Annotated in this window: 22 protein-coding genes; 17 read left to right on the forward strand and 5 right to left on the reverse strand. The window is 69.8% G+C overall.

Annotated features, from left to right (window positions below):
* The first annotated feature begins 61 nt into the window (after nucleotides 1–61).
* From uvrB to ACF1AJ_RS03410, 17 genes are all read left to right on the forward strand, one after another.
* A complete protein-coding gene (uvrB, locus tag ACF1AJ_RS03330; RefSeq protein ID WP_309859901.1) occupies nucleotides 62–2,128 on the forward strand; it encodes an excinuclease ABC subunit UvrB in 2,067 nt (688 codons plus the stop codon).
* Between the two features lie 42 nt (nucleotides 2,129–2,170).
* Entirely contained in the window at nucleotides 2,171–2,914 is a 744-nt protein-coding gene (locus tag ACF1AJ_RS03335; protein WP_391506105.1) for a DUF4129 domain-containing protein, read from the forward strand.
* Complete coding sequence (locus ACF1AJ_RS03340) at nucleotides 2,911–3,543, forward strand: hypothetical protein (RefSeq protein WP_391506106.1); 633 nt, start codon at nucleotides 2,911–2,913, stop codon at nucleotides 3,541–3,543. Before ACF1AJ_RS03335 ends, ACF1AJ_RS03340 begins: the two co-directional genes overlap by 4 nt.
* Complete coding sequence (locus ACF1AJ_RS03345) at nucleotides 3,533–4,582, forward strand: AAA family ATPase (RefSeq protein WP_391506107.1); 1,050 nt, start codon at nucleotides 3,533–3,535, stop codon at nucleotides 4,580–4,582. The genes ACF1AJ_RS03340 and ACF1AJ_RS03345 overlap by 11 nt, the downstream gene beginning before the upstream one ends.
* 28 nt (nucleotides 4,583–4,610) lie before the next feature.
* Nucleotides 4,611–5,927, forward strand: coding sequence for a DUF58 domain-containing protein (locus ACF1AJ_RS03350; RefSeq protein WP_391506108.1), 1,317 nt, complete (start codon nucleotides 4,611–4,613; stop codon nucleotides 5,925–5,927).
* Nucleotides 5,924–6,523, forward strand: coding sequence for a hypothetical protein (locus tag ACF1AJ_RS03355; RefSeq protein ID WP_391506109.1), 600 nt, complete (start codon nucleotides 5,924–5,926; stop codon nucleotides 6,521–6,523). The genes ACF1AJ_RS03350 and ACF1AJ_RS03355 overlap by 4 nt, the downstream gene beginning before the upstream one ends.
* A 220-nt stretch (nucleotides 6,524–6,743) precedes the next feature.
* Complete coding sequence (uvrA, locus tag ACF1AJ_RS03360; protein WP_018191147.1) at nucleotides 6,744–9,653, forward strand: excinuclease ABC subunit UvrA; 2,910 nt, start codon at nucleotides 6,744–6,746, stop codon at nucleotides 9,651–9,653.
* Between the two features lie 8 nt (nucleotides 9,654–9,661).
* Nucleotides 9,662–11,644: an excinuclease ABC subunit UvrC gene (gene uvrC / locus ACF1AJ_RS03365; RefSeq protein ID WP_391506110.1), complete on the forward strand. Its 1,983-nt coding sequence runs from the start codon at nucleotides 9,662–9,664 to the stop codon at nucleotides 11,642–11,644.
* A gap of 34 nt (nucleotides 11,645–11,678) precedes the next feature.
* A complete protein-coding gene (gene rapZ, locus ACF1AJ_RS03370) occupies nucleotides 11,679–12,575 on the forward strand; it encodes an RNase adapter RapZ (protein WP_089876044.1) in 897 nt (298 codons plus the stop codon).
* Nucleotides 12,576–12,630: 55 nt separating this feature from the next.
* A complete protein-coding gene (gene whiA, locus ACF1AJ_RS03375; protein ID WP_018191144.1) occupies nucleotides 12,631–13,611 on the forward strand; it encodes a DNA-binding protein WhiA in 981 nt (326 codons plus the stop codon).
* A 107-nt stretch (nucleotides 13,612–13,718) separates the two neighbouring features.
* On the forward strand, nucleotides 13,719–14,345 hold the full coding sequence (locus tag ACF1AJ_RS03380) for a superoxide dismutase (protein ID WP_020077536.1): 627 nt from the start codon (nucleotides 13,719–13,721) through the stop codon (nucleotides 14,343–14,345).
* A 103-nt stretch (nucleotides 14,346–14,448) separates the two neighbouring features.
* The gene (gene gap / locus ACF1AJ_RS03385) at nucleotides 14,449–15,453 is read left to right on the forward strand and encodes a type I glyceraldehyde-3-phosphate dehydrogenase (protein WP_018191142.1); all 1,005 of its coding nucleotides are present in this window, start codon (nucleotides 14,449–14,451) and stop codon (nucleotides 15,451–15,453) included.
* Nucleotides 15,454–15,468: 15 nt separating this feature from the next.
* Nucleotides 15,469–16,686: a phosphoglycerate kinase gene (locus ACF1AJ_RS03390; RefSeq protein WP_018191141.1), complete on the forward strand. Its 1,218-nt coding sequence runs from the start codon at nucleotides 15,469–15,471 to the stop codon at nucleotides 16,684–16,686.
* A complete protein-coding gene (gene tpiA / locus ACF1AJ_RS03395) occupies nucleotides 16,674–17,477 on the forward strand; it encodes a triose-phosphate isomerase (RefSeq protein WP_391506111.1) in 804 nt (267 codons plus the stop codon). The genes ACF1AJ_RS03390 and tpiA overlap by 13 nt, the downstream gene beginning before the upstream one ends.
* A gap of 70 nt (nucleotides 17,478–17,547) precedes the next feature.
* Complete coding sequence (gene secG / locus ACF1AJ_RS03400) at nucleotides 17,548–17,793, forward strand: preprotein translocase subunit SecG (RefSeq protein ID WP_018191139.1); 246 nt, start codon at nucleotides 17,548–17,550, stop codon at nucleotides 17,791–17,793.
* Nucleotides 17,794–17,819: 26 nt separating this feature from the next.
* Nucleotides 17,820–18,185, forward strand: coding sequence for an RNA polymerase-binding protein RbpA (locus ACF1AJ_RS03405; protein WP_018191138.1), 366 nt, complete (start codon nucleotides 17,820–17,822; stop codon nucleotides 18,183–18,185).
* A 95-nt stretch (nucleotides 18,186–18,280) separates the two neighbouring features.
* Nucleotides 18,281–18,715: a hypothetical protein gene (locus ACF1AJ_RS03410; RefSeq protein ID WP_391506112.1), complete on the forward strand. Its 435-nt coding sequence runs from the start codon at nucleotides 18,281–18,283 to the stop codon at nucleotides 18,713–18,715.
* On the opposite strand, the gene pgl is transcribed toward ACF1AJ_RS03410, so the two are convergent.
* Genes pgl through tal form a run of 5 tightly spaced genes read right to left on the reverse strand, consistent with a single transcriptional unit; the run spans nucleotide 18,696 to nucleotide 24,726 of the window.
* The gene (gene pgl / locus ACF1AJ_RS03415) at nucleotides 18,696–19,466 is read right to left on the reverse strand and encodes a 6-phosphogluconolactonase (protein ID WP_391506113.1); all 771 of its coding nucleotides are present in this window, start codon (nucleotides 19,464–19,466) and stop codon (nucleotides 18,696–18,698) included. The two genes, ACF1AJ_RS03410 and pgl, sit on opposite strands and share 20 nt — an antisense overlap.
* Nucleotides 19,463–20,425, reverse strand: coding sequence for a glucose-6-phosphate dehydrogenase assembly protein OpcA (locus ACF1AJ_RS03420; RefSeq protein WP_391506114.1), 963 nt, complete (start codon nucleotides 20,423–20,425; stop codon nucleotides 19,463–19,465). Before ACF1AJ_RS03420 ends, pgl begins: the two co-directional genes overlap by 4 nt.
* Nucleotides 20,422–21,963 (reverse strand): glucose-6-phosphate dehydrogenase, encoded by a 1,542-nt coding sequence (zwf, locus tag ACF1AJ_RS03425; RefSeq protein ID WP_309859865.1) that lies wholly within the window; start codon nucleotides 21,961–21,963, stop codon nucleotides 20,422–20,424. The genes ACF1AJ_RS03420 and zwf overlap by 4 nt, the downstream gene beginning before the upstream one ends.
* 25 nt (nucleotides 21,964–21,988) lie before the next feature.
* Entirely contained in the window at nucleotides 21,989–23,599 is a 1,611-nt protein-coding gene (locus ACF1AJ_RS03430) for a glucose-6-phosphate isomerase (RefSeq protein WP_391506115.1), read from the reverse strand.
* The gene (gene tal / locus ACF1AJ_RS03435) at nucleotides 23,596–24,726 is read right to left on the reverse strand and encodes a transaldolase (RefSeq protein ID WP_391506116.1); all 1,131 of its coding nucleotides are present in this window, start codon (nucleotides 24,724–24,726) and stop codon (nucleotides 23,596–23,598) included. Before tal ends, ACF1AJ_RS03430 begins: the two co-directional genes overlap by 4 nt.
* Nucleotides 24,727–24,737 lie beyond the last annotated feature (11 nt).

Here is a 24,737-nt window from a genome sequence, read left to right on the forward strand (position 1 = left end):
CGCCGTTCCGCTGTGAGCGAGAGCCCACCGCACTGTCGGTGGTCCTTCCTAGACTGGAGACATGCTTCCCACGCGCTCCGTCCGTCCGTTCGAGGTCGTCAGCGAATACAGTCCGAGCGGCGACCAGCCGCAGGCGATCGCCGAACTTTCCGCACGTATCAACGCGGGTGAGACCGACGTGGTGCTGCTGGGTGCGACGGGTACCGGAAAATCGGCGACGACCGCCTGGCTGATCGAGCAGGTGCAGCGCCCGACCCTGGTGCTCGCGCACAATAAGACGCTTGCCGCGCAGCTGGCGAACGAGTTCCGCGAGCTCCTGCCCAACAACGCGGTCGAGTACTTCGTCTCGTACTACGACTACTACCAGCCCGAGGCCTACGTTCCGCAGACGGACACCTTCATCGAGAAGGACTCGTCGATCAACGCCGAGGTCGAGCGGCTGCGCCACTCCACCACCAATTCGCTGCTCAGCCGGCGCGACGTCGTCGTCGTCTCGACCGTCTCGTGCATCTACGGCCTCGGTGCCGCTGAGGAGTACCTGGAGGCCATGGTCGCCCTGCAGGTCGGCCAGAACGTCGGCCGCGACGCGCTGATCCGCCGCTTCGTGAACATGCAGTATGAGCGCAACGACGTCGACTTCTCGCGCGGCAAGTTCCGCGTGCGCGGCGACACGATCGAGATCATCCCGGTCTACGAAGAGAACGCGATCCGCATCGAGCTGTTCGGCGACGAGATCGAGGCGCTGTACTCGCTGCACCCGCTGACCGGCGACGTCATCAAGAAGATGGACGCTGTTTCCGTGTTCCCGGCAACGCACTACGCCGCCAGCCCCGCGACGATGCAGCGTGCGATCGGAACCATTCAGGAGGAGCTTCAGGAGCGCCTGCAGGAGCTGGAGCGCGAGGGCAAGCTGCTCGAGGCCCAGCGGCTGCGGATGCGTACCCAGTTCGACCTCGAGATGATGGAGCAGATCGGTTTCTGCTCCGGTATCGAGAACTACTCGCGTCACATCGACGGTCGCGCGCCGGGGGAGGCCCCGAACTGCCTGCTCGACTACTTCCCCGACGACTTCCTCGTCGTGATCGACGAGTCGCACGTCACCGTTCCGCAGATCGGCGCCATGTACGAGGGCGACGCGTCGCGGAAGCGCACGCTGGTCGAGCACGGTTTCCGGCTGCCGAGCGCTCTCGACAACCGCCCGCTGAAGTGGAACGAGTTCAAAGACCGGGTCGGTCAGACGGTGTACCTCTCGGCCACCCCGGGCAAGTACGAGATGGGCATCGCCGACGGCGTGGTCGAGCAGATCATCCGCCCGACCGGCCTGATCGATCCCGAGATCGTGGTCAAGCCCACTAAGGGGCAGATCGACGACCTGCTGGAGGAGATCCGCCTGCGGGTGGAGCGCGACGAGCGCGTGCTCGTCACCACGCTCACCAAGAAGATGGCGGAGGAACTCACCGACTTCCTCGCGGAGGCGGGGGTGAAGGTGCGATACCTCCACTCGGACGTCGACACGCTGCGCCGGGTGGAGCTGCTCAGCGAGCTCCGCGCGGGCGTCTACGACGTGCTGGTCGGCATCAACCTGCTGCGTGAGGGACTCGACCTTCCGGAGGTGTCGCTGGTCGCCATCCTCGACGCCGACAAGGAGGGCTTCCTGCGCTCCTCGACCTCGCTGGTGCAGACGATCGGACGAGCCGCTCGAAACGTGTCCGGGCAGGTCCACATGTACGCGGACGTGCTCACCGACTCGATGAAGAGCGCGATCGAGGAGACCGACCGGAGGCGCGAGAAGCAGATCGAGTACAACCGCGTCAACGGCATCGATCCGACCCCGCTCCGCAAGCGCATCGCCGACATCACCGACGTGCTGGCGCGCGAGGAGGCGGACACCGCGCGGATGCTCGCCGGGCGGGAGCAGAAGCGCAAGAGCCCGACGCCCAACCTGCGCAACGGCGGGATCGCGGCACAGGGTGCGGCAGAGCTCGAAGGACTCATCGCCGACCTCAACCAGCAGATGCTGGCGGCGGCGGGCGAGCTGAAGTTCGAACTGGCGGCCCGCTTGCGCGACGAGCTCTCCGATCTGAAGCGCGATCTGCGGCAGATGGAGAAGGCCGGGCACCTGGGCTGACCGACGGCACTGCTGGGCGTCCGCGCGGGTTACGGTGGCAGGGTGACCACGAAGGCGGGCGGACGGCGGCGATGGACCCTCGCCGTGTGCGTCGTGCTCGCGGCGGTCGCCCTCGTCGCCGTGGCGTTCCAGGGAGCACCGCAGTTCAGCGGGCCGCGGATGTTCCTGCCGCCCGGCCCCGTCCGGACGCAGGCGCCGGCGCCGCAGCAGTCGGGCAGCCCGGCACCGCGCGGAACAGCGCACGAGGTCCGCGTCGACCTGTCGTGGCTGCTGGTCGCTCTCGTCGTGCTCGCGGTCATCATCGGCCTGGCGCTGCTCTGGCGTCTGCGTCGCCGTCCGTCTCGGCCGCTCGAACTGCCTCCGCTCGACACGGTCGGCGTGGCGGAGACCTCCGAGGTGCATGCCGACCAGGGCCCAGAGCCCGAGCCGGAGCAGGTGCGCCGCGGACTCGACCGCGCCGCTGAGGTTCTCGCCGAGCCGCGCGAGCCGCGCGACGCGATCGAGGCCGCCTGGGTGGGACTGGAGGAGGGCGCCGCCGATTCCGGCGTCCGTCGCCTCCCCGCCGAGACGCCCGCCGAATTCGCCGCGCGCGTCGTCGCCCGCGTGGCGGCCGACCGCGACGCTGCGGCCCGGCTCCTCGCCCTGTACCTGCGCGCGCGGTTCAGCAGCGCGCCCGTGACCACCGACGACGTCGCAGCCGCCCGTGATGCGGTGGAGGCGCTGCGGGCATCCTGGAGCGTCGCGTCCGGCGGCCGGCCGATCACCCGGGAAGGGGGCCGCCGATGAGCGCACGAGACACTCGGCGAACGCCCCGCACCGAGCGGGACGCCCGCCGCGAGGTCCAACGGCAGCGGGTCGCTCCGCGTCCGAAGCGCCTCCCGCCGCGCCTGCTGCGCCGTCTCATCCTGAGCGCCGTGCTGGGCGTCGCGGTCGGTCTGGCGGCGTGGTCGCTCGGGATGGACGAAGCCCACGCAACCGGCCTGGGGGCTGCGGCCCTGGCGTTCGCAGCCTGTCTGTCGGCCCTCGGCGAGGCGGACGATCTGACCTGGCCGCCGGCCGCGCCGCCAGTGCGTGCCGGGTCGCGACGGGATGTCGTCGCCCTCGGCTGGTCGCTCAGCTCGCGCGGCGGCCGCGCGTCGCCGGAGGGGCTACGCGCCCTCCGTTCGGTCGCCGAGCGCGCCCTCGCCCTGCGCGGGCTCGACCTGGAGGATCGCGCGGCGGATGCGCAGCTGGAAGCGCTCCTCGGCTCCGACATCCTCGCGCTCCTCCGTCGTGGGTCCGTCGTCACGTCTCCGCGGACCTCGCAGATCTCCGCCGTGCTCGACCGCCTCGAACAGCTCGTGCCTCAACACGCGCCGTCCGTCACTCGTACCCCCACCGCCCACTCGCCCGAGGAGCCGACCCGTGCCCGCTGACCCCCGCACCGCATCCACCACCGCCGCATCCCCGTCGGACGCATCCGCTTCGCTGCCGGTCGACGAGGTCGCCCGGCTCGGCGCGGCCGTGCTCGATCGGGTCGGCAGCGTCGTGGTCGGGATGCGCGAACCGCTGCGGATCGCCTTCGCCACGATCCTGGCGGGCGGCCACGTGCTGTTCGAAGACGTGCCCGGCCTCGGCAAGACCCTCGCCGCCCGCAGCATCGCGGCGGCCGTCGGACTCGACTTCCGCCGCCTCCAATGCACCCCTGACCTGCTGCCCTCCGACATCACCGGGTCGTTCGTGTACGTGCCGAGCAGCGGCGACTTCGAGTTCCGTCCAGGACCGGTGTTCACGGGCCTGTTCCTCGCCGACGAGATCAACCGCACCTCGCCGAAGACGCAGTCCGCGCTGCTGGAGGCCATGGCCGAGGGGCAGGTGTCGGTCGAGGGCCGCAGCTTCCCGCTCCCATCGCCCTTCCACGTCGTCGCGACGGCGAACCCGATCGAGTCGGAGGGCACGTACGCGCTTCCCGAGGCGCAGCTCGACCGGTTCATGGTGCGGCTCGGCGTCGGCTACCCGGACGAGGCGGGGGAGTCGCGCGTCCTGCTCTCCCGCGTTGCGCGGCGGCATGAGGTCGCCACGGTCGAGGCGGTCATCGACGCGGCGACGCTCGCAGCCATGCAGGCGGGCGTCGAGGCGGTGGATGTGGATGCGGACATCGCGGCGTACTGCGTCCGTCTCGCCGCAGCCACCCGCCGGCACCGCTCCGTCGAGGTCGGGGCGTCCCCGCGCGGTTCGCAGGGCCTCCTCCTCGTCGCGCGAGCACTGGCCGTGCTCGATGGGCGCGACTTCGTCATCCCCGACGATGTGAAGGCCGTCGCGATCGCGGTGCTCGCGCACCGGCTCACCTTGACGGTGCAGGCGTGGACGGGCGGTGTTCGTGCGGAGCAGGTCGTCCTGGAGGTGGTCAACACCGTGCCGGGACCGCCCGCGGTCGGGACGGCCCAGCGCGCGGCGGCGGAGCCGCCCGCGTGACCGCCCCCGCCCAGGGCGCGAGGTTCCGGTGACCGAGCGGGCAGCGACCGCCACGCGGGTCGGGTGGATGCCCAGCCCGGCGTTGGCGGGCGCGATCGTCGTCGGAGTGATCGGCGTCGTCGCCGCCTTCATCATGTCCCGGCTCGAACCGGCGCTGATCGGCATCCCGCTGCTGCTCTCCGCGGCGTGGGGATGGGACCGCCGGCCGGCCGGGTCCGTCGACCCGGTCGAGATCACCACGGCTGTGACCGTTGAGGAGGCCGCCCGCGGCGCGGTCGGCGACGCGACTCTCGGCGTTCACGTCGCCGTCTCTGCCGGCCAGCGTCCTGACGCCGCACACCTCCGCCTGAGCCTGGGCGGTGCTGCACCCGTCGAGGCGGTCGTCACCCCGCGGACCGCCGCCGACCTCCGGAGCGAGGTGCCCATCGTGCACTCCGGTCCGCAGCGCGTCGCCGCGGTCGAAGCGCGCGCCCTCGGCGCGGATGCCGCCTGGGCGAGCGCGCCCACGGACGAGGCCGCGGTCGAACGGGTGGTGCGGCCCCGGCGCGCGCCCCTCCGCAGCCTTCCACTACCCGCGCGGCTGCTCGGGCTGACGGGGCAGCACGTCTCCACGCGGCCGGGCGACGGCGGCGAGTTCCGCGACATCGACCTGTTCCATCCCGGCGACCGGCTGCGGCGCATCGACTGGAAGGCCACGGCGCGCGCCGGTCGCGGAGTCGACCTGTACGTCCGGCGCACGACGGCGACTTCGGACGCGGCCGTCCACCTCGTGCTCGACGCCCGGGATGATGTCAGCGCGGTCGTCGCCGACTGGTCGCGTGCGTACCCGCGGCCGGCGGTGTCGTCGCTCGACCTCGCGCGCGAGGCCGCTTCCTCGCTCGCCGCCGCCTACGCGGGCGCGGCCGACCGGATCGGGTTCGACGACCTGGGGGAGTCGCGCCGTATGCTCCCTCCGCGGGCCGGCGCTCGGCACCGGGAGCGTGTGCTGCGGGCGATCGAGGCGACCGCCGCGAACGGGGCGCCGTTCACGCGGGTCCGTTCTCCGCGGCTCGCCCCTGGCTCGATCGTGTTCGTCCTGTCGACCTTCCTCGACGATCAGGCCGTGACGCTCGCACTCACCTGGCGCGCCGCCGGCCACAGGGTGATCGCGGTCGACGTACTGCCGGCCCGGGATGCGCGAGAGCTGCCCGCCCGTGACCGCCTGGCCCTGCGCACCATCGAGCTCGAGCGCTCCCTCCGCCTCGAGCAGCTGCAGGCGGGCGGCGTAGAGCTGCTCGTCTGGCAGGATGCTGCACTGCGCGAGGCGGCGCTGCGTGTGCTGGCGTCCGGACGGGCCCGACGGTGAGCCGCGACGACGCGCGGCCGGCGAACGGGCCCGCACTCGGTGCCGGGACGCCGGTCGGGACACCATCCGGGTCGTCGACGCCGGCGCCGGTGCTCGGCGTACGGACCGTTCCTGCCTGGTCTGTCCGCGCGCTCTTCGCCGCGATCGCGCTGTTGCTCGTGCTGGTCGGCGTGCCCGAGGGTCCGTGGACGGGCATCGCAGCCCTCCTGATCGGCGTCTCGGTGTGGCGGCCGCGCTGGCTGACCGCGTGGGTGCTCATCGGGGTGCTGCTGCTGTCCTCCCTGGTCGAGCCCGGCACGCTCACTCCGCGCCTGCTCGGCCTGATCGCCGGTGCGCACGCCCTCCACCTGCTGGCCGGATGGATGCTGGCCCTGCCCGCCGCCGCACGCCTGCAGCCCGCGGTGCTGCTCCCTTCTCTTCGTCGGTTCGCGATCATCCAGGTGCCGGTGCAGCTCGCCGCCGTCGCCCTGCTGCTGCTCCGGGGCGGCGGAGGCATCGGGCCGAGCGTCCCCGTGCTCGCCGCCGTCTCCGGACTCGCCCTCGCCGCGCTGGTCGGCCTGCTGCTCCCCGCCCTGCTCCGCCGAGCGCCGCGCTGAGCGCTCGGCCCGGCGTCCGCATCCACTCCAGCCTTCGCATCCACTCGCCGAGGGTTGGAATGTCGGTGGTCGCGCCTAGACTCGCGGCTGCACGGGATCACCGTGCCGTCCAGGGTAGAATCGAACACACGTTCGACCTGGCGAACGGGTGCGCGGTGGGCGAACAGCCCCGATTTCCCAGTACGGATGGCGGAGAATAGAGCGAGTGAGCAGCGGGCGAGTGAACAGCGATCGGGTCGGGGAATCCGGCAACATCAGCAGGGTGACGGGGTCGCACCTCAGTGTGCGCGGAGCACGCGTTCACAACCTGCACAACGTCGACCTCGAGATCCCACGCGACTCGATGGTGGTCTTCACGGGCCTGTCCGGATCCGGCAAGTCGTCGCTCGCGTTCGACACGATCTTCGCGGAGGGGCAGCGCCGCTACGTCGAGTCGCTGTCCGCGTACGCGCGGCAGTTCCTGGGCCAGGTGGACCGGCCGGACGTCGACTTCATCGAGGGCCTCAGCCCCGCGGTGTCGATCGACCAGAAGTCGACCAACCGCAACCCGCGGTCCACGGTGGGCACCATCACCGAGATCTACGACTACATGCGTCTGCTGTGGGCGCGTATCGGCGTTCCGCACTGTCCGATCTGCGGTGAGCGCATCCAGCGCCAGACCGTCCAGCAGATCGCCGACCAGCTCATGGAGCTCGAGCCCGGCACCCGCTACATGGTCGTCAGCCCGGTGGTCTCGCAGAAGAAGGGCGAGTTCGTCGACCTCTTCAAGGAGCTCGCGGCGAGCGGTTACTCGCGCGCACTCGTCGACGGCGAGCAGATCCAGCTCTCCGAGCCGCCGACGCTGAAGAAGCAGTACAAGCACGACATCTCGGTCGTCGTCGACCGCCTCGTCGCCGGCCCGGACATCCTCGGCCGGCTGACCGACTCCCTGGAGACGGCGCTGCGCCTGACCGACGGCCTGGTGCAGGTCAACTACGTCGACCGCGAAGGGCCCGCCGCGTGGCAGAACTTCAGCGAGAAGCTGTCGTGCCCCAACGGCCACCCGATCCAGCTGACCGAGATCGAGCCGCGCACCTTCTCGTTCAACGCCCCGTTCGGTGCCTGCCCCGAGTGCTCCGGCCTCGGCACCCGCATGTCGGTGGATGACGAGCTCCTGCTCGGCGACGACGAGCTCAGCATCGCCGAAGGCGTCATCGTGCCGTGGACCACCCAGGGCAAGGGACTCTTCAACTACTACGAGAAGCTGCTCGACGGCCTCGCCCGCGACCTCAAGTTCTCGCTCAAGACGCCGTGGAAGAAGCTGCCGGAGAACGTGCGCGACGCGGTGCTGCACGGCGACAACTTCGAGGTCAAGGTGCGGTGGAAGAACCGCTACGGCCGCGAGATGTCGTACACCTCCGGCTTCGAGGGCGTGGTGCCCTACATCGAGCGGCAGTACCTGCAGGCCGAGACCGACACGCAGCGCGCCCGCTGGGCCGAGTACCTGCGCGAGGTCCCGTGCCCGGTCTGCGGCGGCAAGCGGCTGAAGCCCGAGGTGCTCGCGGTGCTCGTGCACGGCAAGAGCATCGCCGATGCGTCGCTGCTCAGCCTGAGCGACGCCCGCAACTTCATGGAGAAGCTGCACCTGACGGAGCGCGAGCAGAAGATCGGTGCGCAGGTGCTGCGCGAGATCAAGGTCCGGCTCGACTTCCTCATCCAGGTCGGCCTCAGCTACCTCGACCTGGCCCGCGCGGCCGGCACGCTGTCCGGCGGCGAGGCGCAGCGCATCCGCCTGGCGACCCAGATCGGCTCCGGCCTGACCGGTGTGCTCTACGTGCTCGACGAGCCGAGCATCGGTCTGCACCAGCGCGACAACCGCCGGCTCATCGACACGCTCGTCGCCCTGCGCGACCTCGGCAACACGCTGATCGTGGTCGAGCACGACGAGGACACCATCCGCACCGCCGACTGGATCGTCGACATCGGCCCCGGCGCGGGAGTCAACGGCGGTCACGTCGTCCACTCCGGTTCGTACGACGACCTGCTCGCCAACACCGAGTCGCTGACCGGCGACTACCTGGCGGGGCGTCGTGAGATCGCCATCCCGTCCAAGCGCCGCAAGGTCGACAAGAAGCGGATGATCCGCGTCGTGGATGCGGAGGCCAACAACCTGAAGAAGGTCACGGTCGACTTCCCTCTCGGCACGTTCGTGGCGGTGACCGGAGTCTCCGGTTCGGGCAAGTCGTCGCTCGTCAACGACATCCTGTACCGGGTGATGGCCAACAAGCTCAACGGCGCCCGCAAGGTGCCGGGAAAGCACCGAACCGTCACCGGTCTCGAGAACCTCGACAAGGTCGTCCACGTCGACCAGGCGCCCATCGGCCGCACCCCGCGGTCGAACCCGGCGACCTACACCGGCGTCTTCGATCGCATCCGCAACCTGTTCGCCGAGACGCCGGAGGCGAAGACCCGCGGCTACCTGCCTGGGCGGTTCAGCTTCAACGTCAAGGGAGGACGCTGCGAGGCGTGCTCGGGGGACGGCACGATCAAGATCGAGATGAACTTCCTGCCCGACGTCTACGTCGCGTGCGAGGTGTGCGGGGGAGCGCGGTACAACCGCGACACCCTGTCCGTGCACTACAAGGGCAAGAACATCGCCGAAGTGCTCGACATGCCGATCAGTGAGGCGGCGGAGTTCTTCCGGCCGATCTCGGCCATCCACCGCTACCTGCAGACACTCGTCGACGTCGGCCTCGGCTACGTCCGGCTCGGGCAGAGCGCGACGACCCTCTCCGGCGGCGAGGCGCAGCGCGTGAAGCTCGCGACCGAGCTGCAGCGCCGGTCCAACGGCCGTAGCGTGTACGTGCTCGACGAGCCGACGACGGGTCTGCACTTCGAGGATGTCCGCAAGCTGCTGTTGGTGCTGAACGGCCTGCTCGACAAGGGCAACACGGTGATCGTCATCGAGCACAACCTCGACGTCATCAAGTCGGCCGACTGGATCATCGACATGGGTCCGGAGGGTGGCGCCGGCGGCGGAGAGGTCATCGCGACGGGCACACCCGAAAAGGTCGCGGAGACCCCGGGCAGCCACACCGGCTTCTTCCTCAAGGAGATCCTGCAGGGCGAGTCCGCCCGGGGCGCCGCGTAAGAGGCGCCATGGCAGACACTGTCAGCTACCGGCCGAAGGCCGGCGAGATCCCGACGCAGCCCGGGGTGTACCGGTTCCGTGACAAGAACCGGCGCGTGCTCTACGTCGGCAAGGCGAAGAACCTGCGCGCGCGGCTGAGCAACTACTTCCAGCCGCTGCGCAGCCTCCACGAGCGCACCCGCCGCATGGTCACCACCGCGGCGAGCGTCGAGTGGACGGTCGTCGGCACGGAGTACGAGGCGCTGCAGCTGGAATACACCTGGATCAAGGAGTTCAACCCGCCTTTCAACGTCAAGTTCCGCGACGACAAGACGTACCCGTACCTGGCGGTGACGCTCGGCGACCGCATCCCGCGCGTCATGATCACGCGCAACCGCAACATCAAGGACGCCCGCTACTTCGGCCCGTACACGAAGGTCTGGGCGATCCGCGAGACGGTCGACCTGATGTTGAAGGCCTTCCCGATGCGGAGCTGCTCCGACGGCGTCTACCGCCGCGCCGAACTCACCGGGCGGCCCTGCCTCCTGGGCGACATCGGCAAGTGCGCAGCGCCCTGCGTCGGGCGCATCTCGCCCGGCGACCACAAGTCGCTCGCCATCGACTTCGCCTCCTTCATGGCGGGCAACGACAGCGGCTACCTGCGCGACCTGAACGAGAAGATGAAGCAGGCGGCCGGCACGATGGACTACGAGTCCGCCGCGCGCCACCGCGACGCCATCCAGGCGCTCGAGGGAGTGCTCGGCAAGAGCGCGGTCGTTCTTCCGGAGAACATCGACGCCGACGTCTTCGGCATCGCCCACGACGAGCTGGCCGCGGCCGTCCAGCAGTTCATCGTGCGCGGCGGCCGCGTCCGCGGTGTGCGCAGCTGGGTCGTCGACAAGGAGCTCGACATGGAGCTCGCCGAACTCGTCGAGACGGTCGTCCAGAACGCCTACGACGGACCGGACGCCCCGCCGCGCGAGATCATCGTGCCCGAGCTGCCGGAAGACACCGCGGAGCTCGAGCAGTGGCTGACCCAGCGCCGCCGCGAGACGCCGGACCCGTCCGCCGCCCGCGGCCGTCTCACCGGCCGCGTCGAGCTGCGCACGGCGCAGCGCGGCGACAAGGCCGCGATCGCGCAGACGGTCGAGATGAACGCGAAGAACGCGCTCGTCCTGTACAAGACCCGGCGGAGCTCGGACTTCGTGGCGCGGTCGAAGGCGCTGAACGACATCCAGGACGCCCTCGGCATGGACGAGGCCCCGCTCCGGATGGAGTGCTACGACGTCTCGCACCTCAGCGGCACGAACATCGTGGCGTCGATGGTGGTCTTCGAGGACGGCCTGCCGCGCAAGGACCAGTACCGCCGGTTCAGCATCCCCGAGTCGACCGACGACACGGAGTCGATCTACCAGGTCATCTCCCGCCGCCTGGCGTACCTGAAGGACGCGCCGGCAGCGGCAGCCGACGCCGCCCCCACCGTCGATGAGGAGACGGCGCTCGACGCCGAGGGCGCGGCCGGTGCCGACGAGATCGTGGATGCCGCCGAGGGCCGTCGCCGCAAGTTCTCTTACCCGCCGAACCTGCTGATCGTCGACGGAGGCCAGCCCCAGGTCGCCGCCGCGAAGCGCGCGCTCGACGAGTCCGGGGTCACCGGCATCCAGCTCGCGGGAATCGCCAAGCGCCTGGAGGAGATCTGGCTGCCGGACTCCGACTTCCCGGTGATCCTGCCGCGGAACAGCGACGCCCTGTTCCTCATCCAGCGCCTCCGCGATGAGGCCCACCGCTTCGCTATCACCTACCAGCGGGCGCGCCGCAAGCGCGACATCGGGACGGTGCTGGGCGAGATCCCGGGCCTCGGTCCGTCGCGTGTGAAGGAGCTGCTGAAGCACTTCGGCTCGGTGGCGCAGCTGCGCAAGGCGACGCCCGAGCAGATCTCCGAGGTGCGCGGGGTCGGTCCGACCCTCGCGACCGCGATCTTCGAGCGGCTCGCAGAGGGCGGCAGTCGCTAGGCTGGGGGAACACCACAACGGAGGAGACCGGACGATGGCCACCGACGGCGACACAGTCGCGACGAACGCCGAGCAGCAGGAAGTCCTCATCGTCACCGGGATGTCGGGCGCCGGCCGCTCGACGGTCGCCAATGCGCTGGAGGACCTCGACTGGTACGTCGTGGACAACCTCCCCCCGCAGATGCTGCGCCCGCTGATCGAGCTCGCCAACCGCGCCGAGTCGGGTCTGCCCCGCATCGCCGCGGTCGTCGACGTTCGCGGGCGCAACTTCTTCGTCGATCTGCGCGACATGATCCAGAGCCTCCGCGAGGGCACGAAGGTGCGCGTGCTGTTCCTGGAGGCGTCCGACGCGGTGCTCGTCCGCCGGTTCGAGCAGGTGCGCAGGCCGCACCCGCTGCAGGGTGACGGCACCATCCTCGACGGCATCTCGGCGGAGCGGACGCGGTTGCGCGAGATCCGCGAAGCGAGCGACATCATCGTCGACACCACCGACCTCAACATCCACCAGCTGGCGACCAACATCACCGACACCTTCGCGGCGGAGGACGCCGCCGACGTGCAGGTGACGGTGATGAGCTTCGGCTTCAAGTACGGGCTGCCCGCCGACGCCGACATGGTCGCCGACGCGCGCTTCCTGCCGAACCCGTTCTGGAACCCCGAGCTGCGGCCGCACACGGGTCTGGAGGAGATCGTCAGCGACTACGTCCTGGCGCAGGACGGCGCCGACGAGTTCATCCAGGGATACGTCTCGGCGCTCCGCCCGATCATGTCCGGCTACCAGCGTGAGAACAAACGGCACGCTCTGATCGCGATAGGCTGCACTGGCGGAAAGCACCGGTCCGTCGCGATTGCGGAAGAGCTCGCGGCGCGGTTGCGGAGTTTCCCCGGTCTGTCGGTCAACACCAAGCACCGCGACCTCGGCCGTGAATGATCACGGCTTTTCCCTCCACGGCACCATCCCCGCCTTGAGACAGTAAGGAATCCGATTGGCTCTCACCGCCGACGTCAAGGACGAGCTCACGAAGGTCGAGGTCAGCAAGACCACGGTCCGAGCAGCAGAACTGGCCACCATCCTCCGGTTCTCGGGCGGTCTGCACCTCATCGGCGGCCGGATCGCGGTCGAGAGCGAACTCGACACCCCGGAACTCGCCCGGCGGGTGCGGAAAGACCTCGCGGAGCTGTACGGCGTCCGCAGCGAGGTGTCCGTCATCTCCGCGTCCGGACTGCGCCGCAGCAGCCAGTACCTCGTCCGCGTGCTCGAGGGCGGCGAGACGCTCGCCCGGCAGACCGGACTCCTGGATGCGCGTCGCCGGCCGATCCGCGGCCTCCCGAACCGCCTGACCACCGGCTCCCGCGACGAGCTCGCCGCCGTCTGGCGCGGAGCCTTCCTCGCCCACGGCTCGCTCACCGATCCGGGCCGCTCCGCCGCCCTCGAGGTCACCTGCCCCGGTAACGAGGCCGCCATGGCGCTCGTCGGCGCAGCCGGCCGTCTCGGCATCGCGGCCAAGGCCCGTGAGGTGCGCGGCGTTCACCGCGTCGTCATCCGCGACGGCGAGGCGATCAGCGCCATGCTCGTCGCGATGGGTGCCCTCCAGACCGTCACCAACTGGGAGGAGCTTCGGCAGCGCCGCGAGGTGCGCGCCAACGCCAACCGCCTGGTCAACTTCGACGACGCCAACCTGCGCCGCTCGGCCCAGGCCGCCGTCGCCGCGTGCGCGCGCGTGGAGCGCGCGCTCGAGATCCTCGGCCCCGACGTCCCGCAGCACCTGCGCTACGCGGGTGAGCTGCGTCTCGCGCACCGCGACTCCAGCCTGGACGAGCTGGGTCACCACGCCGACCCGCCCATGACGAAGGACGCCGTGGCCGGCCGCATCCGCCGCCTGCTCGCGATGGCGGACAAGCGCGCGAGCGACCTCGGCATCCCCGGCACGGAGGCGAGCCTCCCCGCCGATCTGGACGAGGTGTAAGTTTCGACGGGGAACGTGCGGCCGGAAGGAAGCATCCGATGGCCGCCCGGGTTGCCCTTACTAGACTCGACGAGTCGCTCGAATCACAACAACAGTGGAGATGAGTAATGGCTGACTACACGCTGCCGGACCTTCCGTACGACTACTCGGCTCTTGAGCCGAACATCAGCGGCCGGATCATGGAGCTGCACCACGACAAGCACCACAAGACGTACGTCGACGGCGCGAACACCGCCATCGCCAAGCTGGCTGAGGCGCGCGACGCCGACGACCTGACCTACGTCAACAAGCTCGAGAAGGACCTCGCGTTCAACCTCGCCGGCCACGTCAACCACACGGTGTTCTGGAACAACCTCTCCCCGGACGGCGGCGACAAGCCGGTCGGCGAGCTGGCCGCCGCGATCGACGAGTTCTTCGGCTCGTTCGACAAGTTCCGCGCCCACTTCACGGCGTCGGCGCTCGGCATCCAGGGCTCCGGCTGGTCGATCCTGGCCTGGGACTCGCTCGGGCAGAAGCTCATCATCGAGCAGCTGTACGACCACCAGGGCAACCTCGCTGCGGCGACCGTCCCGCTCCTCATGCTCGACATGTGGGAGCACGCCTTCTACCTCGACTACGTCAACGTGAAGGCCGACTACGTGAAGGCGTTCTGGAACATCACCAACTGGGGCGATGTCAATGACCGCTTCGTCCGTGCGCGCGAGAAGACCGCGGGTCTGCTGCTACTGTCGTAGGCGGGTGGGCGTCCCGGGAGGGACCCTCCCGGGACGCCGCCGTCCGCAATCAACACCTGACAAAGCGCGCCGTCCGGCGCCCATCGAGTAACTGGAGACATCTGTGTCCGTAAAGATCGGAATCAACGGGTTCGGTCGCATTGGTCGTAACTACCTGCGCGCCGCCCTGGCGAAGGGCAGCGACCTCGAGGTTGTCGCGGTGAACGACCTCACCGACAACAAGACGCTCGCACACCTGCTCAAGTACGACTCCATCACGGGCCGTCTCGACGCGACGGTGGAGCTCGACGGCGACAACATCGTCGTCAACGGCAACCCGATCAAGGTCCTCGCGGAGCGCGACCCCGCCAACCTCGGCTGGGGCGACCTGGGCGTCGACATCGTCATCGAGTCGACCGGCCGCTTCACCAAGGCCGACGACGCGCGCAAGCACATCGAGGCGGGCGCCAAGAAGGTCATCATCTCGGCTCCGGCGACCGGCGAGGACGCCACGTTCGTCATGGGCGTGAACGAGCACCTCTACGACCCGGCGTCGCACAACATCATCTCCAACGCGTCCTGCACCACGAACTGCCTCGCGCCGCTCGCCAAGGTGTTCAACGACGAGTTCGGCATCGAGCGCGGTCTGATGACCACGGTCCACGCCTACACCGCCGACCAGAACCTCCAGGACGGCCCGCACTCCGACCTGCGTCGCGCCCGCGCCGCCGCGATCAACATCGTCCCGACCTCCACCGGTGCGGCGAAGGCCATCGGCCTCGTCCTCCCGGAGCTCAAGGGCAAGCTCGACGGCTTCGCGCTGCGCGTCCCGGTCCCCACCGGCTCCATCACCGACCTCACGGTCACCGCCTCGCGCCCGGTCACGGTCGACGAGGTCAAGGCGGCCTACAAGAAGGCGGCGGAGGGCCCGCTGAAGGGCATCCTCAAGTACACGGAGGACGAGATCGTCTCCTCCGACATCGTCTCCGACCCGCACTCCTCGATCTTCGACTCGGGTCTGCTGCGTGTCCTCGGCGACCAGGTGAAGCTCTCGAGCTGGTACGACAACGAGTGGGGCTACTCCAACCGTCTCGTCGACCTGACCGAGTACGTCGCCGAGCGCCTCTAAGCGCAGGGAACCGACGTGACGCTCCGCACTCTCGACTCACTCGGTTCGCTCGCCGGCAAGCGGGTCGTCGTCCGCTGTGATCTCAACGTGCCCCTGGACGGCGCGAAGATCACGGACGACGGTCGCGTGCGAGCGTCGATTCCCACGCTGAACGCCCTGATCAACCAGGGCGCGAAGGTGGTCGTGATCTCGCACCTGGGACGCCCCGAGGGCGCCCCGGATGCGAAGTACAGCCTGGCGCCGGTCGCCCAGCGGCTCTCCGAGCTGCTGGGCGCGCCGGTGACCTTCGCCAAAGACACCGTCGGCGGCGGCGCCGAGGAGGCCGTCAACGGCCTCAACGACGGCGACGTCGCCCTGCTGGAGAACCTCCGGTTCAACCCGGGGGAGACCTCGAAGGACGAAGGCGAGCGTCGTGCCTTCGCCGAGAAGCTGGCCGCCTTCGGCGACGCCTTCGTCTCGGACGGCTTCGGCGTCGTGCACCGCAAGCAGGCGAGCGTCTACGAGCTCGCCCAGCTGCTGCCGAGCGCGGCCGGAACGCTGATCCAGGCCGAGCTCGACGTGCTCGACCGTCTGACCGAGAACCCCGAGCGGCCGTACGCGGTCGTCCTCGGCGGCTCGAAGGTCTCGGACAAGCTCGGTGTCATCGGTCACCTGCTGCCGAAGGTCAACTCGCTGCTCATCGGCGGCGGGATGCTGTTCACCTTCCTCGCGGCCAAGGGCATGAAGGTCGGGTCGAGCCTGCTCGAAGCCGACCAGATCGACACCGTCAAGGGCTACCTGGCGAAGGCCGAGGAGCTCGGCGTCGAGCTGGTGCTCCCGCGCGACGTCGTGGTGGCCTCGAAGTTCGGCGCCGACGCGGAGCACGTGGTGCGCCCGGTCGACGCGATCGAGGACACCGACTGGGGTGACAAGGGCCTGGGGCTCGACATCGGCCCGGAGACCGCCGAGCTGTTCTCGGAGTACGTCCGCGGAGCGCGCACGGTGTTCTGGAACGGCCCGATGGGCGTGTTCGAGCTGGCGCCGTTCGCGGCGGGCACGAAGGCGGTCGCGCAGGCGCTCACCGAGGTCGACGGCCTCAGCGTCGTCGGAGGTGGCGACTCCGCCGCGGCCGTCCGTGCGCTCGGGTTCCGTGACGACCAGTTCGGTCACATCTCGACGGGCGGAGGCGCGAGCCTCGAGTTCCTCGAAGGCAAGCGACTCCCCGGACTGGAGGTCCTCGGATGGCAGCAGTGAGCCCCACGGTGCGGCGTGTCCCGCTCATCGCCGGCAACTGGAAGATGAACCTGGACCACCTCCAGGCGATCGCGTTCGTGCAGAAGCTCGCGTGGACGCTGAAGGACGCCAACCACGACTTCTCGGCGGTGGAGGCGGCGGTCTTCCCGCCCTTCACCGACCTGCGGAGCGTGCAGACGCTGGTCGCGGCCGACAAGCTGCCACTCGCCTTCGGCGGACAGGACGTCTCGGAGCACGAGTCGGGCGCGTACACGGGCGAGATCTCGGCCGCGTTCCTCGCGGCCCTGGAGTCGCGGTACGTCATCATCGGTCACTCGGAGCGGCGCACGCTGCACGCCGAGACCGACGAGCAGGTCGCCGGAAAGGTGGCCGCCGCGCTGAAGCACAACATCGCCCCGATCATCTGCGTCGGCGAGACGGCGGAGGACCTCGAGACCCACGGCGCGAGCGCTGTGCCGGTTGCGCAGCTCCGTGCCGCGTTGTCCCGTGTCGACTCGGCCGCCGACTTCGTCGTGGCGTACGAGCCGGTCTGGGCCATCGGCTCCGGACAGGCGGCGACGCCCGAGCAGGCGGAGCAGGTGGCGGCGGCACTGCGTGCGGTCATCGCCGAGGTGCTGGGCGACGACGTCGCGGCCAAGACGCGCATCCTGTACGGCGGTTCGGTGAAGTCGGGCAACATCGCCGGCTTCATGCGCGAGCCGAATGTGGACGGCGCCCTGGTCGGCGGTGCGAGCCTCGACGTGAACGAGTTCGCCGCGATCGTCCGGTATCAGAAGCACGTCGGTCTCTGAGGGCTCCTGCCGGTTATACTGGTCGTTGGTCTTCCCGGGCACGGCCCGGACGCTTCCCGAAAGGTTCCATGTGCTGATTCTCCAGGTCGTCCTGCAGGTGCTGCTCGGCATCACCAGCCTCCTGCTGACGCTGCTCATCCTGCTGCACAAGGGTCGCGGCGGCGGTCTGTCCGACATGTTCGGCGGCGGCGTCACGTCCAACCTGGGTGCGTCGGGTGTCGCCGAGCGCAACCTGAACCGCATCACCGTGATCCTGGGTCTGATCTGGATCACCTGCATCGTCGTGCTCGGTCTGATCACGAAGTTCAGCGCGTAAGCGCACACTGAAGAAGGAGAGACTGCATGGCATCCGGAGGCAGTGCAATCCGCGGCTCGCGCGTCGGCGCAGGGCCCATGGGCGAGCAGGACCGCGGTTTCCACGCGGACCGCGTCGCGATCTCGTACTGGGACGCTCTCGGCAACGAGACGGTCCGCTACTTCGCGGCGAACCTCCCCGAGGAGGAGATCCCCGACATCATCGACTCGCCGTCGACCGGTCTGCCGGCCGGCCGCGACAAGGAGAACCCGCCGTCGGTGGCGAAGACGGAGCCCTACAAGACGCACCTCGCGTACGTGAAGGAGCGCCGTAGCGAGGAGGAGGCGGAGCAGCTGCTCGAGGACGCCCTCAACCAGCTGCGTGCCCGTCGGGGTCGTCCGACCACCAACTGATCGTTCACGTCACGAAGGCCGCCCACCTCCCGGTGGGCGGCCTTCGTGCGTTTCGGCCGCCGGTTGGCGCAAGTCTCGGGGCTAGACTGCGGGGCATGCGGGGAGCACGGGATGATCGGGCGGACACTCCGCGTGCGCTCGGCGACGAGGTCAGCCGGCTCAGTCTGCTGGCCCTCTTGGAAGAGGCGGTCGACGCGGCCGAGAAGGCCGACATCCTGCTCGCGCGCTGCGATGATATCGACGTGACGACTGCGGCGGATGCGCGCCAGGCGCTCCGGCTCCGGGTGACGTTCGCCGAACTGCAGCGCTGGGTGGACGAACTCGACCTCGACGCCCGGGAGGCGGAGGTCCGTGACGAGGCGGCCCGCCTGCTTGCGTTCTACCTGCACCTGCTGACGCACGCGTTCGACCGCCGCATCGCCGCGGCAGGGCACGACCGGCGTGCGATCCGCAGTCGCGGACCATTGACCGGCGCGCCCTGCGCGCGACTGACGACGCTGCGGGAGCGGGTCAGTAGCTGGGTGCGATGAGGTTCTCGGGCACGTCGACAGCGGCATCCTTGTCGACGAAGAAGACCGTGCGCTTGCGGCCCTTGGCACCCGCGACGGGGACCTCGGTGTAGCTGGCACCGGCGAGGGCGAGCCCTAGGGCGCTGGCCTTGTCGCTGCCGGACAGCACCAGCCAGATGCGGTCGGACGAGTTGATCACCGGGCGGGTGAGGCTCAGACGCTGCGGCGGCGGCTTCGGCGAGTCGCGCTCGGCGATCACCGACGCCTTCTCCTCGCGGATGCCCGGGCGGTCGGGGAACAGCGACGCGATGTGACCGTCGGGACCGACGCCGAGGAAGGTGATGTCGAACTTCGGCACCGGCCAGCCTTCGTGGGCGAACGCCTCGAGCTCGGCCGCGTACAGGCGGGCGGCCTCGTCGATGTCCGGCGTCTCGTCCGACGACGGGAAGGGGTGCACGTTCTCCGGCGGGACCGCGATGTGGTCGAGCAGGGCCTCGCGGGCCTGGCGCTCGTTGCGGTCGGGGTCGTCGCGCGGCACGAACCGCTCGTCTCCCCACCAGAAGTGCACCTTCGACCAGTCGATGGTGTCGCGAGCGGGGGAGGCGTTGACCGCCTCCAGCACCGCGATGCCCATCGTCCCTCCCGTGAGCGCGATGTTCGCCGCTCCCAGGTCGTCGACGATGTCGATCGTCTTGGTGAGGAAGCGTGCGGCCACCGACGCGGTCAGCGCCTCCTTGTCCGGGTGGACGAGCACCCGCCGTTCGTTCGTCATGCCCTGGCGCCTGCTCCTTCGTCGGAGGTCTCCAGCAGTGCGAGACCCTTGGTGATGACCTCGCCGTAGAGGTCGTCCGGGTCCAGCCTACGCAGTTCTTCCGCCAGGCAGTCCCGAAGACTGCGGCGTGGCAGGGAGAGGTCGTGCGAGGGCTGACCCGGCTGCGACAGACGAGCGACGTTCGGGATCTCGCGCTGCAGCTCGATCACGCCGGACGCGCGCTCCATCTTCACGCCGTGGATGCCGCCTGAGCCGATCGCGCGCGAGGCGAGGTCGTACTGCACAGGCACCTGCAGCTGGAGCCGCAGCCAGGCGGCGAGGAGCAGCGTGGAGGGCGAGTCGGCCGCGCCGGCCACGTCGACGCCGATGATCGGCTCGTACGGCGGCTGGTCGAGCACCGCGGCGAGCTGGGCGCGCCACAGCGTCAACCGGGTCCACGCGAAGTCCGTGTCGCCGGGGGCGTACGTCTGCCCCAGGTGGAACAGGAACTCCTGCGGGTTCGGCTGCGCGGAGGCGTCCGTGATCCGCCGGGTCGCGATGCGGCCCAGGGGAGAGGTGGATGCCTTCTCGGGCGCGATGCCCGGCCACCAGACAACGACGGGGGCGTCGGGGAGGAGCAGGCCGGTGACCAGTCCCTCCTCGTCGCTCGCGGTCTCGCCGTAGGCGCGGAGCACGATGACCTCGCTGGCTCCGGCGTCGCCGCCGACACGGATCTGCGCGTCGAGGCGGCCGTCGCCGTTGTGCGTGCGCTCCTCCTCGGTCGACACCACGATCACGCGCATCGGGTGCTCGCGGGAGGCGTCGTTGGCGGCCTCGATGGCCTCCTCCTCCTGTCCGAGGTGCGTCGCGATGATGAGCGTCAGAACGCGGCCGAGGGCGACGGCGCCGCCCTCCTCGCGGATCTTGACGAGCGCCTTCGAGATGTTGCTGACGGTCGTCGCGGGAAGGTCGACGATCATGGACGCCTCCAGACGCGGCCGTCACGGGCGAGGAGCTCGTCGGCCGATTTCGGGCCCCAGGTTCCGGGGCGGTACTGCTCGGGCTGGCCCTGCGTGGCCCAGAAGTCCTCGATCGGGTCGAGGATCTTCCAGGAGAGCTCGACCTCCTCGTGGCGGGGGAACAGCGGCGGGTCGCCGAGAAGCACATCCAGGATGAGCCGCTCGTACGCCTCGGGGCTGGCCTCGGTGAAAGCGTGGCCGTAGCCGAAGTCCATGCTGACGTCGCGCACCTGCATGCCGGCGCCGGGGACCTTCGAGCCGAAGCGGATGGTCACACCTTCGTCCGGCTGGACGCGGATGACGAGCGCGTTCTGGCCGAGCGCACTCGTCTGCGACTCCGCGAAGAGCTGCTGCGGAGCGCGCTTGAAGACGACCGCGATCTCGGTCACGCGGCGGCCGAGGCGCTTGCCCGCGCGCAGGTAGAAGGGGACGCCTGCCCAGCGGCGGGTGCCGATCTCCAGCTTGATGGCCGCGTAGGTCTCCGTGGTGGACTGCGGGTTCATCCCGTCCTCCTCCAAGAAGCCCGGGACCTTCTCGCCGCCCTGCCAGCCGCTGCCGTACTGTCCGCGGGCCGTCGACTTGGCGAGGTCCTTGGGCAGACGGACGGCGGCGAGGACCTTCTCCTTCTCGGCGCGCAGGTCTGCGGCGTTGAACGAGATGGGCTCCTCCATCGCCGTGAGGGCGAGGAGCTGCAGCAGGTGGTTCTGGATGACGTCGCGCGCAGCGCCGATGCCGTCGTAGTAGCCGGCACGGCCGCCCACGCCGATGTCCTCGGCCATGGTGATCTGCACGTGGTCGACGTAGTTGGCGTTCCAGATCGGCTCGTACAGCTCGTTGGCGAAGCGCAGCGCCAGGATGTTCTGGACCGTCTCCTTGCCGAGGTAGTGGTCGATGCGGAACACCGAGTCCGGGGGGAAGACCGTCTCGACGACCGCGTTCAGCTCGCGAGCCGACTGCAGGTCGTGTCCGAACGGCTTCTCGATGACGACGCGCCGCCAGCCGTCGCCGGACTGGTCGGCGAGACCGGACCGCTTCAGCTGCTCGGTGACGATCGGGAACGCCTTCGGCGGGATGGACAGGTAGAACGCATGGTTGCCCATGGTCCCCCGCTCCTTGTCCAGGTCCTCGACGGTCTGCTTGAGGCGCTGGAACGCGTCGTCGTCGTCGAACTCGCCCGGAACGAAGCGGATGCCCTGTGCGAGCTGCTGCCACACGTCGTCGTCGAACGGCGTGCGGGCGTACTGCTTGACCGCGTCGTACACGACCTTCTCGAAGTCCTGGTCCTCCCAGTCACGCCGGGCGAACCCGACGAGCGAGAACCCGGGCGGCAGGAGGCCGCGGTTCGCGAGGTCGTACACCGCGGGCATCAGCTTCTTGCGGGACAGATCGCCTGTCACGCCGAAGATGATGAGGCTGCTGGGCCCGGCGATGCGATTCAGACGGCGGTCGGAGGGCAACCGCAACGGGTTGAACTCCGGGGTGATTTCCACCGGTGACACGTGGGTGATCTCCTTTATCGACGGCTCAGTTGACGGCCTCGAACAGCGAGACGACATCCGCCTCGGGGTTCGTGAGCGTCAGCGTCAGCACCGGGCGGCCGTGCTCGCCGAGGACGCTGGCGTCGCCGGCGGCCTGGGCCTGGATGAGCTGCCCGAAAGTGAAGGGACGGCCGGGGATCTCGAGGTCCTCGGAGGGCGTCGCCGTGATCTGCAGGAACACGCCGACCGCTGGTCCGCCCTTGTGGAACTGACCCGTCGAGTGCAGGAAGCGCGGCCCCCAGCCGAACGTGACCGGGCGGTTCGCCTTCGCCGCCAGCAGGTCGCGGATGCCCGCGAGCTGGGGGAGCGCGAGGCGGTCCACGTAGGCCTGGACAGCGACGTAGCCGTCGGGCCCGAGCTGGGCGAGCAGGGCATCCACGGCCGCGTCGAGCGTGCTCGCCTCGCCGAGGAAGGACCCGGTGCTGCGCACCTCGATGCCGCCCGCGGTGAACGCGGGGGTGACGGGCTCCGGCCGGTTGTCGAGCAGCGAGCGTGCGGCGACCTTGGCGGCCTCCACATCCGGCTGGTCGAACGGGTTGATGCCGAGCAGGCGTCCGGCGACGGCGACCGCGTACTCCCAGACGATGAGCTGGGCGCCGAGGCTGCCGGAGACCAGGATCTCGCCCTCGTGGCGGTCGGCCGGGAACAGGTGGTGCGCCTCGGCGTTGGCGACGAGGCGGACGACCTGCAGATCGGCCGGCTTCGACTCGAGCTCGGGGGCGAGCTTGTCGAGCACGACCGGCAGCAGGCCGGTGCCCTCCTTGCCGGTGGACTCGGCGATCAGCTGCTCCGCCCAGTCGGCGAAGCCCACGATGTGGGTCCCGTCGGCGACGATGCCCAGCTTGTCCTTCAGCGGGCTCGTGCCGGCGATGGCGGCGCCGAGCACGAGGCCCGGGTTCTGCTCGTTGTCGACGGCGAGCTCGATGGACGTGGCGTCCGCCTCGTCGAGGAGCTCGGAGATGTCGACGCCGGCGAGGCCGGAGGGGACGAGGCCGAACGCGGTGAGTGCCGAGTAACGGCCGCCGACGTTCGGATCGGCGTTGAACACGCGGTAGCCGGCCTCACGGGCGGACTGGTCGAGCGGCGAGCCCGGGTCGGTGACGACGACGATCCGCTCGCGCGGGTCGATCCCGGCGTCCTCGAACCACTTCTCGTAGACGCGCTTCTGGCTGTCGGTCTCGAGCGTCGAGCCCGACTTGGACGAGATGACCACCGCGGTGGCCTCCAGCCGGTCGCGGAGCGCGGAGAGCACCTGGCTCGGGTCGGTCGAGTCGAGCACGGTCAGCTCGGCCTCCGCCGTACGGGTGATGACCTCCGGCGCGAGCGACGAGCCGCCCATGCCGCCGAGGACGATGTGGTTCACGCCCTTGGCGCGCAGCTCGTCGCGGAGCGCGACGATCTCGGGGACCAGCGGGCGCGAGATGGCGACCGCTTCGGTCCAGCCGAGGCGCTTGCTCGCCTCGGCCTCGGCGGCGGGGCCCCAGAGGGCCGGGTCGAGCGCCGTGATGCCGGACGCCACCTTGTCGGCGACGAGCTGCGGCACCACGGTGCGGACGGCCTCCGCCGCCGGACCCGTGACGTGGATGCGGAACGTCACTTGGCGGCTCCCTCGAGGGCGTTCTTGACGGTCTCGACGAGCTCGCCCCACGAGACGTTGAACTTCTCGACGCCTTCGCGCTCGAGGGTCTCGGTCACGTCGTCGTAGCTGATGCCGAGGTCGGCCAGCTTGTTGAGCACGTCGTTCGACTCGGCGTAGGTGCCGGTGACGGTGTCGCCGGTGACGTGTCCGTGGTCGAAGGTCGCGTCCAGCGTCTTCTCGGGCATCGTGTTGACGACGTTCGGGGCGACGAGCGCCTCGACGTACAGCGTGTCGGGCAGGCTCGGGTCCTTCACGCCGGTGGAGGCCCACAGCGGGCGCTGCTCGTTGGCGCCGGCCTCGACGAGGAGCTTCGCACGCTCGGTGGCGAACTGCTGCTCGTACACCTCGTAGGCGAGGCGGGCGTTGGCGATGCCGGCCTTGCTCTTGAGGCTCTCGGCCTCGTCCGTGCCGATGGCGCTGAGGCGCTTGTCCACCTCGGTGTCCACGCGGGAGACGAAGAACGAGGCGACCGAGTGGATGCCGGAGAGGTCGATGCCCGCCGCCTTGGCCTTCTCGAGGCCGGTGAGGTAAGCGTCGATGACCTGGCGGTAGCGCTCGAGACTGAAGATCAGCGTCACGTTGACGCTGATGCCGGCCGCGATGGTCTCCGTGATGGCCTCGAGGCCCTCGACCGTCGCCGGGATCTTGATCATGACGTTCGGCTTCTGGATCTTGTCCGCGAGCTTCTTCGCGGCCGCGATGGTGGCCTTCGTGTCGCGGGCGAGCGCCGGGGCGACCTCGATGGACACGCGGCCGTCGACGCCGTTCGAGCGCTCGTAGACGCTGTGGAAGATGTCGCTCGCCTTGGCGACGTCGTCGGTGGTGATCTCGAAGATCGCGTCGTCGACGTCCACACCGGCGGCGGCCAGCTGGCGCACCTGCTCGTCGTAGGCCTCGCCCTTGGCGAGGGCGGCCGCGAAGATCGTCGGGTTCGTGGTCACGCCGACCACGTTCTTCTCGGCGATCAGCTTCTCGAGGTTGCCCGTGTTGATGCGCTCGCGCGACAGGTCGTCCAGCCAGATGCTGACGCCCGCTGCGGACAGTGCGGCCGTGGGGGTCGCGGCGGTGGCGGTTGTGTCGGTCATTTTCTCTTATC

The sequence above is a fragment of the Leifsonia sp. NPDC014704 genome, assembly GCF_043083605.1.
Classification (GTDB): domain Bacteria; phylum Actinomycetota; class Actinomycetes; order Actinomycetales; family Microbacteriaceae; genus Leifsonia.